We start from the raw sequence: 13,975 nt of genomic DNA, 5'->3' as shown, positions 1-13,975 counted from the left end.
GTGGTGCTGGCCAAAAGCATGGAGCTGCTGTTCCGTGTGGTACCACCAAGCCTCTATCTAGCGCTCGCCATGACTGAAGCGCATGAAAAGAAACAAAGGTATGACCTGATGCAGTCACAGGGTCTGGATGAACTTGGGGCCGCCCTGGCCGTTGCCCAGGCGCTGGACTGCAAACGCGGGATTGAGCCAGCAACCATTACATTCCCGTCTTCACCCTTGGAGAACCTGGCATGAGAGCCATGGATGCCCTGACTCAAAATCTGATCGACAGCCTGACTCAAATACTCAAAGACCCGCAGGAAGATTCCCTCCTGGCTTTGAAGATCTGCGCCCCCGTACTGATCGAGCACTTGGAAGTCGTGAAACATGTCGCGGTTGATCGTCGAGAGATCGAATTCCAACTGCACAAGGCACTGGACCAATGGCTTGAGCATCACCCACAGCCTGAAAGCGCGCAGAAGGCTCTGCTTACGCTGCTGAATCAGGAGCTGCTGGCCAAACAGTTCCTCGACAAAGAGGCCTCCGAATGAAGCGACCCACACCTCGCCAAATCCTGTACGGCATCGGTGCGGTAGCCTTGGCTATCTCATCTTTTCTATGGCTGCCAGAACTGAGGCAGCACGTGCCTGGCGTATCTGGAGACACGGCAACGCCAGCAGCCGAGCAGATAAGGCAAAGTGGCGAATGGGTGTACGGGAGCCGTAGTGCACGATTCACCATCGTGGAGTATGCCGATCTGGAATGCCCTTACTGCAAGGATTACTTTCCACAGCTCAAAGCATGGGTTGATCAGCATCCAGACGTGAACCTGCAATGGCATCACCTTCCACTACCGATGCACGAGCCAGCCGCCAGCTATGAAGCTCGCTGGGCTGAGTGCGCAGGGATCGAGCGAGGCAACCACGCATTCTGGGTCGCCGTGGAGCTGATTTATCAGCGCACTCGCTCCAACGGTGCGGGAGTTGCTGGCGATCCGCAAATCCCGGGGCTTGAAAATAGGCAGCGCTACATCGATAACTGCGCCTCCAACAACCCTTCCGTGCAACGGGCCGTCATCAGCCAGGCTCACAAAGCCAGCCTGGACGGCATCATCGCCACACCGACGTTGGTCATCAAGGACAAGCAATCTGGCCGCTCGATCAAGCTGCAGGGAGCACCTGACGGTGACGTGCTGCTCTCAGCAATCGATTGGCTCGCTGCTGGGTTAGCTGCCAGTGACAACGAATAAGTGCTCAGGTCTCGAAGCGCGAGGTACTGGTCAGCTCACGCGCCCGGTTCTTGTTCGAGTGTACTGAAGCAAGCCTGGAACGGCGGCAGCAACTACTCTGATACAATGGCTATTTATGCGAACGCCGAGCAGATCTACGTACTGACGCAAGACTAACCCGCTTTCATATCGGTAGAAATCAAGTAGGCACGATGGTTGGCGAGGCCTCCGAGTGGTTCAACAATATCCCCGCAACTGAGTCAATTCGACTTTGGCACCTGAAGGTTATGCGGCTGTAAGCACCATTGATGATCATGCTGTAAACCCAAGAGGATTGGTATGGAACGTTTTGAACCGATCAGAGATTTTTTTCATCGTCGGCATGCTCACCACTTGGATCAGATATTACGTTTTGTACGGCTGTCATTGCTGGAAACGAATAGCCACAGGACCCACCCTTGTTACCCCTCACCTATGATTAAAATGGCGATCATGGTCAATGCGCTTGGAGTCGGTGAGATAAGCTACACAATCAGTCCACTTCAGGATCGATTGTTTGTTTACGGCATTGAGATCTCACGCGAGTACAAGCGTCGCGGCCACGGACTGGCCGCCTTGTGGAGACTTCACCAACTGCACAGTCTGCCGATCGTTCCGGTCTCCATTATCAGTAGCAATGAAGCCCGCCGTTTTTGGGATCGCTCACGCCATATTCTTAGCGCCGCAGGTGCGCGGATCCAGCCCGACATACGCCGAGGCCATGTCTACCAGGAACAGCAGAGCTGGAAACACTTGGTACCGGAGTCGTCAATTGATCGGTCTATCCGTGAACACGAAGAATGGATGGCTCGGGAGGCTAAAGCGTACCCCATACAGGAGCCGCGTTATTAGTAAGCCATTGCCATGAACAACGTGGTGATATGTCACAACCATAAACAACGGTGACAAGATATCGGGTGCCCGGCGCTGAAAAATGCCAAGGTATCTACAGTTTATTAGGGGTTGCACGATCCAAATCTCTACGAGCAGTATTGGAGCGAAGAAGATCAGATCGTTGACGAGGCGCGTGAAAAGGCCGTGGAACGTCTCAGAAGAGAACAGGCTAAGGCTTACGCGATCAAGTACATCGAAAGTAACGACTGGAAAGCGCTGGACCTTCCATCCCCCGAACATTTGTCAGCAGAGTTATACGCTGGTAGACCGTATGCGAGTGAGTGGACACTTCCTGGACTACGAGGACGGTATCGTATGAATGGATAACGCTTACGGCGTCTAGAGGTGCTGGGGGAAGAGCCAACAATCCAACTATGCCGCCAATTCCTCACCAAAGTTGTCAAGGGTGGCATGTACGGCCCTGAACCATAGAAAATTCAATTCTGCTCAGTACTTACGCGGCCTCGGCCAAATGCGCGGGGAGCTCACCACCCACGCATTTCAGGCAGTCTTTCATGAGCCCTTACAGTCCGTTAACCGCGTTTTGAAGCTTTGTTTGAGAATCACCTTGGTCGCCGTTTGAAAACAGAGTGTACGAGAGCCACGGAGTACGTTTGGCCTCGCCTTTGTCAGTCACCAGTTCAAATTGGGCTGCGCACACAAAGTCGCCGTTTTTATCCTCGCCACCCGAACCGGCGACCAGCCTAAGAATCCTCTCTTCACGTTGAGCCGCTGCGAGATCCGCATGCCCCCTTATCATCTGAAAACACTTATCTCGGGGGGTGATCTCTGTCGCAGTTTCGGGCATGCTTGGAGGTGTATCTGCATGTGCTGTACCGATAACAACAAGGGCTGCCACTGCAAAAAAACTTTTCATTTTACGTCCTAATTTTAAACGGTAGTCAACATTCAGGGGTTCCATCGCGTACCTTGTCAGCTTCATCAGGATCCACCAATAAAACAGGGAGCGCAGGCTTTCTAACGACCGTTGCTACCCGTCGACACGTCCTCAGCAGCCTGACTCAGGGGTAAACTCGTAACCGATTGCCTGGAATAACTCGGCGGCTTTATCAGCGCTTACCGGCTCTCGCTGCTCATCATCTAGATCCGTGTAGAAATTTGCGCACCCGCCCTGAACATGAATGCTGTGGTAGGCGTAGGCCTTGTCACCCTTTCCTATCCACTGCATTACCTTGCCTGCAATGTTCTCTGCGGGGATGCTCTCAATGCCGTAAGGATTGCCGCGCTTCATGTAGTCCTCGAAGTCCATACGGATCGGCAGCCTCAGCCCTTCTAGACGATGTTCCAGATCGAGAATCACATAGAAACTGACAAACTCGACGCGCACCCCTCGCAGATCGGTTTCAAGAATTTTGTTCAAAACGATATTACGGCCATCTTCCGTGTTGTAGAGGCTAGTGCCCATCGCAGGATAGCCCTCACGGTTAGTCTGAATAACTACAATATCGGCCCGAGCAATGCCGTGACTGGGGTCTATCCGGATACCGTACCGGGCTAAACACGGTTGTCGATCGTTACCGGGAAAAAATATCTCTTTGATCATTTGTTCCAGTCCTACCTGTGGCACGCACGAAAAGCGCGCTTGTAATGATGACCTACCTTTAGGTCCAGCGACATGTAATAGGCAACGTTGCCTATTTAACCGGTGATTCTTCACACAACGCTTCAAAGATCTCGACCGTAAGAGACGCGAGCATCAGCATAAGTGACAATGCAAGCGCAAGAAATCCTGCCTTGCTGAACGCCAGATCTGCTGTGCGCTGCCCTGCCTCCCCCAGGACTATTGCAGTCAAAACCGCGACTAGTTGAACCAATGCTAATTTCATACGACGTTCCCTGTGCCTTTTCGATGCAAAATTGGTATTTCTTCTGACCCAGTCCCGCTCAATGTATCTGACAGTCTCAATATCATAATCTCGGAACAGGCTACCGACCAGCAATCTCGCCCGTAACCTGGATCTCACCTCTCTCCCGAAAGTGCTATCGCGCTTGCTGCCGGATGGCGGGCGCACGATTCAAGCAGACGCCGCCAAACCCCAATCGTCCCGATAACGGTTTGCTACTGACGACAGTTCATTAATCGCGTTTTCTGTACCTGACACCCCCTTCAGGTACTGCCTCATGCTCCCTTCCAGCACCTATTGCTTCAGATCCAAACGTAGCCTTTTGGGCTTCCTGAGCTTGGTCATGGCTTCCCAGGTTACGTTCGCGCGCGCCGAGACATGGGTGATTACTGATCGAAACCATCCCGTTCAGGCTCCGGCACATGTCCGGCTGATTCTTCTGGACGAGCAAGAACGGCTTGAGACCAAACTTTCGGAAGGCCTGCCGGCGAATCAGCAGCAAGCCATCGCGATCGTGCACAAGCGCCTCAAGAGCGACGATGCGCTGCGTTTGCAAAGAGACCTGGCGTTGGCTCAACAGAGTCTTGTCGACGCTTGGAGCATTGGGGTCACGAAGGTGCCTGCCGTGGTGGTCGACCGCCAGTTCGTCGTTTATGGCGAAACCAACGTTCTGGCGGCGGAACAGCGCATTGCCCAGTGGCGCGCTGCAGCCAAACATCAACATGAAGCTGGCCAGGGAGGTGTGCCGCGATGAACCTGCGCAAGCCTTCGGCGTGGGCGACATTGGCGTTGTCGATATCAACCTGGCCAGCCGCCGCCGGCACAGTGACATCGGCCACCCTAGTCGCCTCAACCCTTTCGCCTGACTGCCTGGAATACAAAGTGGTCGGTATCTGCTATTGGCTGCTTTGCACGCCGTTTGGATGCAAGGTCAAAACGTCGACCAAGGTTCGCCATTTCGTTCCGGACGCGGTGGTTTCTAGCTACTCGAATACCGGCGAAAATCCTTGGGTTGAAGTCTCTTCGCTGAGCTCGCCTACGTCATTTGCTCAGGACGGCGGTGACGGAACCACCAATCACAACAACGAAGATAGCCTGGCTAAATTCAAAAACGCTGACGTCATCGGTCACCCCGGGGGAGCAACATTCAGTACGTTCGCCAGCGCTTCGGGTTATGCCTGTCAGGGCGCTGCCACACCCTACATGCCTTACCTGCTGAGCACACTGGATACCGTCGCCTGGCGTTACGGTGTTCCCGAATCGGTGTATCCGGAAGCCTTGATTCCTGGACGGCGAGAGGTCGGAGGCCTTACCTCGGGTGACATGTGGGGAAGCGTCTACCCCCGCAGCGGCTTCATCCATCAAGCCGACGATTACAAAGCAGCATCCGTGATCGCACAGCGTGTTGGTGACGTGGTCACTCGCACCGGTCAGGTTCATGTCTACCAACCGCTTCTGGCACAGCCTCAGCCTGGCTATTGGCCTGCTGGGAAATTGATCGAAACCGACGCCACCACCGGCAAGTGGCAAGAGCTTACGCCGGCACTCAGTCAGAGCTGTGCGGTATTCCCTAATTCTCAGCCCCGCACGCAAGCCACTGATGGCGCTTACGCCTGGGCGCTATGGCGACCTTATTCCTGCTGCAAGCGGGCAGGCCAAACCTTTCTTGGCAGTACGGACTTTCAACAATGATCAAGAGAACCTCAACTATGCGCCGCGCTGCCATTTTGACTATCGCAATCATGAGCGCTCTAACGACTCATCACGTCTTTGCTGCAACACCCGGAATCAATGCCAGCTCATCCGGCAGCGTGCTGGGGGATGATGTGCTGTACAGCGTCGGGGGTGGCAACGCCGTGACGATGGGCAGCGCAGGCAACATGGACAGCATCAACATCGGTGGAGGCTGGAACAGCAACCTGGTCTGCGGAAACATGAGCATGAACAACACGCTGCAGAATCAGTTGAATGGAGCGACTTCCGGATTTCAGACGATCATGGGGTCGATGATCTCTAACGCCACCAGCGCCGTTTCATCACTGCCGGGACTGATCATTCAGCGTGCTAACCCGGCTTTGTACAACCTGCTCACCAACGGCATTCTGCAGGGTCGTCTTGATTTTGACCGCTCCAAAGGCACTTGTCGCGCCATCGCTGACAAGATGCTCGATGTTGCGGGAGGACAGATGGGCTGGAACAAGATCGCCGAAGGCCAGGCCATGAGTCAGGCGGTGAAAAACGGAAACACAGACGCCGTCTCAGCTGTTGCGCAGGTCGAAAAACAAGGTGGGAATGACGGGATCACGTGGCTCGGAGGAAATAAAGCCGGCGGATCTGGCCAGCAACCGATCAAGGTCGTCGGAGATGTGACTCGAGCGGGGTACAACCTGCTGAACGGGCGCAGTGCTGCTGATACAACGTCTATCAGTCCTTCGAGCTGCAACAATGGCATGGTGTGCTCCACCTGGTCTTCACCGCAGGATGCATCAACGTTCGCCAACCGGGTGCTGGGAGAGCAGCAACAGCGCACGTGTGAGGGTTGCACGCAAACCACATCCACTCCCGGCGTAGGCCTTACGCCACTGATACAAGAATCCTACGACGCCAAGCTGAAATCCTTGCAGGAGCTGATTGCCGGACGCAAGGCGCTCACACCCGACAACCTGTCTGAAGCCAGCAGCAATTCTCTGCCCATCACTCGTGGCGTAGTTGAAGCTCTTCGCTCAGAACACGATCAGGACATATTGGCAAAACGTCTTGCCTCAGAAGTGGCCCTGTCTGATGTGCTTGGCAAAGCCCTCCTGCTCCAACGAACCCTGTTTACCGGGAGCAAGGAGCCGAATATCGCGGCCAACAATGTGGCTCAGCAAGCGGTTGCTCAGCAGAACAGCAGCCTGCAACAGGAAATTGACAACCTTAAAACCGAGTTGGACATGCGCCGCAACCTGGCCAGCAACTCTCCGACAGCCATCCTCCAACGGGCTCAAATCAGGAGGGATGGTTCAAAAGGCATCTTCCAAGGCGACCCGACGCCTGATCGTCTTGACCAATTGCAAAATCCTGAAAAAGGAAACTCACCATGACACCCACCGTTTTAAAGCCTGGACGACTTAAAAAAACAGCGAAAGCGGTTTTGGCCTTTCTATCACTGACATTACTGACGGTGCTGCTGATCGTGGTGTTTTTGACGTTCGTCAACATGGTGTTTGCTGATCTAGAGCGCTTTAGTGAGTGGCAGAAAGCACATTACGAAGCGATGCTAGCCTGGAGGTTACTGGTCTATACGGCGCTAGCGATTACATGGCTCAACGTTAGGAAGCGCCTGGCTCACCAGGCCTCGTCTGATATTCCCGCAGGCCCAATGCGATGTGAGGTGATCGCCCTGTTGTTGATTGCATTGATGGAGCTACGGCGTGCCGGCCTACTCGAGGGAGTCAGTACACTATGATGTTACACACCAATGATTATCTGGAATACTACCTCACGCTGGTCGCCTGGATCATCAACAGCGGCGTGTGGAACATGATCGAGGACAGCGGCTTGGTTGCCGCGCCGTTCGCCGCCATCATCATCAGCGAATGGCTCAAAGCGCGTGCCGAGGGTGCCGACGAAGGTAACAAAGGCGTCCTCTCACTAGCGCGAGTCGAAAACCGTTTCTACACCGCGATATTAGTCATCATTCTCTGCTGCATGCCTCTGGTGACCGTCAGCATCGATACCATGCAGTTTGATCGAAGCCGTTCCGAGCAATGTCAGTATTCGATACCCAACCCGGCCGATACGGGTTGGAATACTTCGTTCAGTACATTGAATGGAAAAAGCGCCGTCGTTCCTGTGTGGTGGCTATTCGTGCATGCAATGTCCAAAGCAGCAACTGCAGCCTCCATCGCGGCGATACCTTGTGGGGTAGACCTGCAACAGGTTCGGATGGATGTGAACAGAGCGCGTATCAACGACCCACTGCTGGCACAGGAAGTCGCCGACTTTACCAACGACTGCTATGCACTGGCACGGTCGCGACTCTTCATGACTCAACCAACGCTCACCAAAGATCAGTTGAACGACGTCAACTGGATCGGCTCAAAGTTCTTCCTGCAGACGCCAGGCTATTACGATGATGGTTTCTCTGGATTCAGGTCACACAGCCCACGGACCAGATGGCCCTACGATGCAACAAGAGATGCGGGCCTGCCACAAACCACGGGTGGGGGTGGATTTCCTACGTGCACTCAATGGTGGTCGGATGCAAGCATCGGCCTGAGAGCCAGGCTGCTGGAACAGGTCAGCCCAGATCTGCTGAGCAGGCTTGCTCAGTGGGCAAAATTCATGACCCAGACCGAGGTGAATGATTCGGTCATCCGTGACCTCGTTTCTCCGCGAAAGCAGCAACTGACCCAAGGACAGGTGTACGCCGACTACGGTGGCCAAGTGGGAGGCTCCGTGCTGAATGATGTGACGCGCCTGACTGCAACCGTCGGCCAGGCGGCAGGGTCTCTAATGATGTACCCAGCCATGGATAGCGTCCGTCAGGCTGCGCCTATGGCAATGGCCTTCCTGAAGATGGCACTGATAATCTGTATTCCATTTGTATTGATGATCGGAATGTTTGATCTGAAAGTAGTTATGACGATCACTTTCTCTGCGTTCGCTTTGATCTTTGTCGACTTCTGGTTCCAACTGGCCCGCTGGGTGGACAGTACGATACTGGATGCTCTTTACGGTAGTGGGATAGGCAGCAACGTTCCTCACTCAAATTTCGACCCAGTGTTTGGAGCAAGCAACGCGCAGGGGGACCTATTACTGGACTTTGTTATGGGGATGATGTTTATAGTCCTTCCAAGTTTTTGGATTATTGCGCTAGGTTGGTCAGGTATGAAGCTAGGGAATCTAGTTGGCGGGCTGGCAACTGCAACAAGCACAGCTAAAGACGCTGGAGGTACAGGTTCGAAAGTACTAATTGACGTAGCTAAAGGTAAAATTTAAAAAAAATAAAACGCCTGTTACAGTTCAATCAATACTAGTGAACTGTAACGGGCGTTAGTCCACTCTCATATCGCCAACATAAGAACCATATCCATCTGCACCATCCTTGACCTCTGGCCAAGATGACCTTGGCAGGGTGTTATCCAAATCAAAATGAACAAGCTGAGATGGATACAAGGATCCTTGACGAATCCCGGGACTGTTAACGATGCCAAATCCAATAACCAAAAGGACAATGAAGGACAGCACGTACATAAGCCCCCAAGCTGCAAAGAACGCACCCGTGCTAATCAACGCAACACGAGTTGCCCACTTGACTGGGGTCACGATCAGGCCAGGCACGCCAGCTCGGCTGAGCAACGACCAGACCGCACGCTCAACGTTGAGTATTCGACGCAGCCCCAGACCGAGCACGTGGCCGAAACGCGCTGCACCGCGCAAATCTGTGTTGGCATATGTGCTCATGGGATACCTCGCCTGATCGCTTGAAACATGTCGTAGCGATATCATTTATAGCCCTATTGCCTCACACATTCAACTCATTTTCCCTTGAAAATCAAGCTCCCGACGGACAGCAGGCGGGCTGGATCAACCTGTTATGAGCAAGTCTCGCGAAAGCCTCGAATGCCGAATCTGGCTCATACTCGAAGTGTTTCCTGGGCAGCAGAATGTTCCGACTATCTGTTTCAGTAATGCGGATTTGAAGCATACACACGTCCCATTGGCAGGGTTGCAAGCTGACCCAAATGGCATTTTTTCGCACCACTGCTACACATCACTTTCCTCGTGGAAGGCCTTCCACCCTGCATCATGCGCCCCCAAAAGGGCAAAATGGGCTGACGCAAAATGGCAGAGCGAAGGGTTTGAATGGAATGGGGGTTAAGGGTAAGTGCCTTACCCGAAAAGGCCGGCGAGTCCGCCGGAAATGGATGACGAAAGGGCTAGAAAGGCAGCTCACGGAAAATTGAAATTGACAAAAATCAGCCTAAACAAGCACTTGGACACTACATTTCCTCTGACAAGCATGGCAACATCCAATTGCCGTCACTACTTGGATCCAAGCCAGTGAGGCGAGAGCTTTCCTGAACAACCTTTCCAGGACGGATATAGGTTTCGACTTGTTGTGCTGAGCCCCATAGAGCAAAAGGCCCACCAATGACTTCATCATGGGTGCCTCAATGCTTAGTTTCTTTCAGCGAAGAAAAACATCGCCAACCGAGCCGTCCAATGCTGCTGCAGGGTTCATGAAACCCGAGTCTTCTGACGCGCTATTGTCCACTCCCAGACGGCGTCAGCTCATTGAGAACATCTGGCAGCGAACGTCCCTGCCCCGGTCACAGTTCGATACGCTATACGTGCAAGCATTCAAGAGTTACGCGGCTCTGGTGCAGCATCTTCCTGCCTCTGAGAACCATCACCATGCCTATCAGGGTGGCATGCTGGATCACGGGCTTGAAATCGTCGCCTACGCACTGAAGATCCGCCAGATGTATCTGTTGCCGATCGGAGCGCCACCCGAGTCACAGGCCGCTCAATCCGAAGCATGGTCTGCAGCATCGGCGTACGGTGCGCTCGTGCATGACCTCGGCAAGATTGCTGTGGACGTACAGGTAGAACTGGCAGACGGCACGACCTGGCATCCCTGGCACGGACCACTGGATCAACCGTACCGATTCAGGTACGTGAAAGGTCGTGACTACCGGCTGCATGGAGCCGCTTCGTCGCTGATCTACACCCGCGTGATTCCGGCTAAAGCATTGGACTGGCTCAGCGGGTTTTCCGAGCTTTGGGCTCAACTGGTGTTCGCGTTCGCAGGGCAATACGAGCATGCCGACATCCTGGGGGAAATTGTCTCCCAAGCGGACCAGGCGTCGGTGGCGCAGGAGCTCGGCGGCAATCCAGGTCGGGCAATGTCAGCGCCGAAACAGTCCATTCAGAGGCAACTGGCTGAAGGCTTGAGAATGCTCGTGGCGGAGAAATTCAAACTGAACCAGCCCGATGGCCCTTCAGACGGTTGGCTGACTCAGGACGGCTTATGGCTTGTCAGCAAGCCTGCGGTAGACCAGCTCAGAGCTCATTTGCTGTCACAGGGTATTGAGCACATTCCCACCTCCAACGCCCCCATGTTCAACCTGCTTCAGGACCAGGCAATCATTCAGCCCAATGGTGAGGGGAAGGCGATCTGGAAGGCCAGCATCGACAATAGTCGTGGGTGGAAAAATACGTTTACGGTACTGAAAATAGCCCCGGCACTGATCTGGCCGAACTCAACGGATCGACCTGAGCCCTACACCGGCAAGCTCACGGTGGAGGCTGCCGCATCCGCTGAAGAGGTCGAACAGCCAACTGGCGGGACTGATGAAACTGCTCCTACGACCAGCAAGAAAGTGCCAACGGATGTCGGTCAGATCGCGCAGCAACCAAAACCCAAGCAAGCACCCGCACCAGTAAAAGATTTTGATGCACTGGATGAGCTGCTCGATCTATTTCCCGATCCGGTGGCGCCTGAAACTGAACCCGTTGCACACAAGCAAAACGCAGCGCAGATCACCGATGATCATATCCCCTTCTCTCCCCCACCCAAACCTCCTGCTCGGCTTAGTCAACCCAAGCAGGCTGCGGCAGATATCCCCGTTTTTGTGACGGCTCCGGCAACAGACACTGTCGCGAACTCGACTGACTCGGCCGCGAATCATGGCACCAACTTTCTCACCTGGCTGAAAGGCGGCGTTATCTCTCACCGCATCATCATCAACGATGCCAAGGCACGGGTGCACACCGTAGACGGCACAGCCTTTTTGGTGAGCCCGGACATCTTCAAACGTTACGCGCTCGAGCACCCGGAGATTGAGCGGGAAGCTAAAGAGCGTGATCTTGAGGCTTGGCAGATAGTGCAGCGTGCATTCGAGAAGCTGAAGAAGCATCGCAAAACACCCGCGGGCTTGAACATCTGGACGTGCCTGGTTAAAGGCCCGCGTAAAAGCAAACAACTTAGGGGCTATCTGCTCACAGAGCCTAGCGACGTGTTCAGCGAAGTGCCCTACGACAACCCGGTGATCAGCTTGGCAGATTTGGCAGATTTGGCAGATAAGGAACCCTCTGAATGAATACCATGACGCTGCCAGAGCTTACCCAAGAGTACATTCTTACCCATGACTTACGCCCCGACACCGTAAAGATCTACTGGGCAGCGACCAAGTCGTATACCCGATTCTTCGGTGATCGTCTGGCCTGTGAGACCACACACCGCGACATGCTGGACTGGCGCAGGTCAGAGCTCGAACGTATCTCCAAGCGCAGTTGGAACACCTACTCCAGCCATTTGCGCACCGTCTACCGATACGCAATGGAACACGGCCTTGTCGACATGAAGGTCAATCCCTTGAAAGACACTCGCGTGATCCCAACAAGAAGACCGAAGAAAACCATTAAAAACGATGCCATCGTGCGCGCCAGGAACTGGCTTAACATTCTGGTCCAAGAAGAACGCGCCACCGGACACAGAGCCGAAATAACTCCGGCCTGGTTCTGGCTCGCTGTGTTTGAGATGTTCTACTACACCGGCATACGACTCAATGCCCTGCTCTGCCTGAGGTACGCCGATATAGACCTGGGACAGCGACTGATCAAAGTCAGAGGAGAGACGGAAAAAACACACAGAGAGTTCATGATTCCAATTCCAGACGGCCTGATGCCGCATCTGCAGTTGCTGATGGACATTGCGCATCGCGTGGGCTTCGTCGCCGCCGATCAGATCTTCAATGTAAACAGATTTTCGGGTCATTACAGTCGTTCACAGATGAACTCTGATCAAGTCGAAGCGATGTACAAAAAGCTCACCGCTATGACAGGCGTACGAATGACGCCTCATCGCTTCAGACACACGATCGCCAGTGAAATGATGCGACAGCCAGAACGAAACATCCACATCACGAAAAACCTGCTCAACCATTCCAACATCGCAACCACGATGGAATACATCGAGCCTGATTACGATGTGATGCGCGAAGTCATGAACGAGCGCGGAAGGAAACCAGCGAAAATCAACTACCTCGCCAAGTCAGATGCTGACAACCAAGAAAATAGGCGAACAGCTAAGAGAAAACCCGCAAAAGACTTAGCTCGGCATGCAATGGAAATCAGCCCCTGCGCAGATACGAGCGTTTTGTTGGAAGGCACAGAAACTCTTGCCCCAATTGCAATAAACCAATCCCCCCTCACTGCCCCAGACCAACACGGCACGATCAACCAAGATAAAGATCTTGCCCCACACAACCAGAAAGTGAACAGCGCTGAATCATTGCCAATTCAGCAGGAAATACCTCCAGATAACCCTGCCAAGCTTCGAACGAGTCGTCGAGCTCAGTTTTCAGGCTACGGTGCGGACGATCTCCTCACTCGGTTGGAGGACATCTCGCAGTGGGATGTGGGCGCTCTAGACGGCAAATTGACCAGAAACCCAATGACCGGCGATAGCCCGCCATCGTCCGGGACCAACGAGAACATGGGGTGTTTGCCGATGTCGCGCTTTGAGCCTGCTGCCTGGACCAGCCGATCTGGATGATGCGCAGAATTGGCAATCGCGTACTGCCATCAGCCATGGACCTATCTAACCGACATCTGAACCGACATCCGGCTTCAGTAGGCGTATGAGAGGCCGATAAGACGTACGTACTCGAAAATGCACGCGCACAAAAAAACGCCCTGACCGCAAACTTTCGCTTGGAGCAGGGCGCTGCAATTTGACATCACCGCGTGTCAGCGCTATGTTTCGCGACAGACGGCTGCTTGCCTGGATAAATCGCTTCGCCTGCAAAGCTCGCCTCAAGAAGCAAACGACTCACTGCAATTGAAGATCTGAAGCACACAACAGCATTTGGTCGGGGTAAGGGGATTCGAACTCCTGACATCCTGCTCCCAAAGCAGGCGCGCTACCGGACTGCGCTATACCCCGGTAAATCAAGGCACCTCAACCAGCTGCCTGCGA

At 53.9% G+C, this 13,975-nt stretch carries 14 protein-coding genes, 1 tRNA gene and 2 pseudogenes; 12 read left to right on the top strand and 5 right to left on the bottom strand.

Going from position 1 to position 13,975, the window contains the following annotated elements; all coding sequences use genetic code 11:
* From ALO80_RS14140 to ALO80_RS32315, 5 genes and pseudogenes are all read left to right on the top strand, one after another.
* Nucleotides 1–234: pseudogene (locus ALO80_RS14140) on the top strand (hypothetical protein); the annotation flags it as partial.
* Nucleotides 231–530, top strand: a complete 300-nt coding sequence (locus tag ALO80_RS14135) for a hypothetical protein (RefSeq protein WP_055009453.1) — start codon at nt 231–233, stop codon at nt 528–530. The pseudogene ALO80_RS14140 and the gene ALO80_RS14135, both read left to right, overlap by 4 nt.
* Nucleotides 527–1,228 carry a DsbA family protein gene (locus tag ALO80_RS14130; RefSeq protein WP_055009452.1) on the top strand — a complete coding sequence of 234 codons (702 nt, stop codon included), beginning with the start codon at nt 527–529 and terminating at the stop codon, nt 1,226–1,228. Before ALO80_RS14135 ends, ALO80_RS14130 begins: the two co-directional genes overlap by 4 nt.
* Nucleotides 1,229–1,546: 318 nt before the next feature.
* Entirely contained in the window at nt 1,547–2,098 is a 552-nt protein-coding gene (locus ALO80_RS14125; RefSeq protein WP_055009451.1) for a hypothetical protein, read from the top strand.
* A gap of 123 nt (nt 2,099–2,221) precedes the next feature.
* Nucleotides 2,222–2,572 (top strand): annotated as a pseudogene (locus tag ALO80_RS32315) (hypothetical protein); the annotation flags it as partial.
* 91 nt (nt 2,573–2,663) lie between these two features.
* Here ALO80_RS32315 and ALO80_RS14120 read toward each other — a convergent pair.
* From ALO80_RS14120 to ALO80_RS14110, 3 genes are all read right to left on the bottom strand, one after another.
* A complete protein-coding gene (locus ALO80_RS14120) occupies nt 2,664–3,062 on the bottom strand; it encodes a hypothetical protein (RefSeq protein WP_144434223.1) in 399 nt (132 codons plus the stop codon).
* Between the two features lie 87 nt (nt 3,063–3,149).
* Nucleotides 3,150–3,704, bottom strand: coding sequence for a hypothetical protein (locus ALO80_RS14115; protein ID WP_055009449.1), 555 nt, complete (start codon nt 3,702–3,704; stop codon nt 3,150–3,152).
* 91 nt (nt 3,705–3,795) lie between these two features.
* Complete coding sequence (locus ALO80_RS14110) at nt 3,796–3,987, bottom strand: hypothetical protein (RefSeq protein ID WP_055009448.1); 192 nt, start codon at nt 3,985–3,987, stop codon at nt 3,796–3,798.
* A 295-nt stretch (nt 3,988–4,282) separates the two neighbouring features.
* Here ALO80_RS14110 and ALO80_RS14105 point away from each other — a divergent pair, with 295 nt between their 5' ends.
* The 5 genes from ALO80_RS14105 to ALO80_RS14085 are packed head-to-tail and all read left to right on the top strand — an operon-like array spanning nt 4,283 to nt 8,988.
* Entirely contained in the window at nt 4,283–4,759 is a 477-nt protein-coding gene (locus ALO80_RS14105) for a TIGR03757 family integrating conjugative element protein (protein WP_055009447.1), read from the top strand.
* Nucleotides 4,756–5,697 carry a TIGR03756 family integrating conjugative element protein gene (locus tag ALO80_RS14100; protein ID WP_055009446.1) on the top strand — a complete coding sequence of 314 codons (942 nt, stop codon included), beginning with the start codon at nt 4,756–4,758 and terminating at the stop codon, nt 5,695–5,697. The genes ALO80_RS14105 and ALO80_RS14100 overlap by 4 nt, the downstream gene beginning before the upstream one ends.
* A 17-nt stretch (nt 5,698–5,714) precedes the next feature.
* Nucleotides 5,715–7,088: an integrating conjugative element protein gene (locus ALO80_RS14095; protein WP_055009445.1), complete on the top strand. Its 1,374-nt coding sequence runs from the start codon at nt 5,715–5,717 to the stop codon at nt 7,086–7,088.
* On the top strand, nt 7,085–7,453 hold the full coding sequence (locus tag ALO80_RS14090) for a hypothetical protein (protein WP_055009444.1): 369 nt from the start codon (nt 7,085–7,087) through the stop codon (nt 7,451–7,453). Before ALO80_RS14095 ends, ALO80_RS14090 begins: the two co-directional genes overlap by 4 nt.
* Entirely contained in the window at nt 7,450–8,988 is a 1,539-nt protein-coding gene (locus ALO80_RS14085; protein ID WP_055009443.1) for a conjugal transfer protein TraG N-terminal domain-containing protein, read from the top strand. Before ALO80_RS14090 ends, ALO80_RS14085 begins: the two co-directional genes overlap by 4 nt.
* Nucleotides 8,989–9,042: 54 nt before the next feature.
* Here the strand turns inward: ALO80_RS14085 and ALO80_RS14080 are convergent, their stop codons facing one another.
* Complete coding sequence (locus ALO80_RS14080; RefSeq protein WP_055009442.1) at nt 9,043–9,453, bottom strand: DUF3742 family protein; 411 nt, start codon at nt 9,451–9,453, stop codon at nt 9,043–9,045.
* A 701-nt stretch (nt 9,454–10,154) separates the two neighbouring features.
* Between ALO80_RS14080 and mobH the strand changes: the two genes are divergently transcribed.
* A complete protein-coding gene (mobH, locus tag ALO80_RS14075; protein WP_055009441.1) occupies nt 10,155–12,095 on the top strand; it encodes a MobH family relaxase in 1,941 nt (646 codons plus the stop codon).
* Entirely contained in the window at nt 12,092–13,552 is a 1,461-nt protein-coding gene (locus ALO80_RS14070) for a site-specific integrase (RefSeq protein ID WP_055009440.1), read from the top strand. The genes mobH and ALO80_RS14070 overlap by 4 nt, the downstream gene beginning before the upstream one ends.
* Before the next feature lie 313 nt (nt 13,553–13,865).
* Here the strand turns inward: ALO80_RS14070 and ALO80_RS14065 are convergent.
* Nucleotides 13,866–13,942, bottom strand: a tRNA-Pro gene (locus ALO80_RS14065).
* Nucleotides 13,943–13,975: the final 33 nt, after the last annotated feature.

Origin of the sequence: Pseudomonas caricapapayae (assembly GCF_001400735.1) — a bacterium.
Lineage (GTDB): Bacteria > Pseudomonadota > Gammaproteobacteria > Pseudomonadales > Pseudomonadaceae > Aquipseudomonas > Aquipseudomonas caricapapayae.
This window is presented reverse-complemented; position numbering and strand designations above follow the sequence as displayed.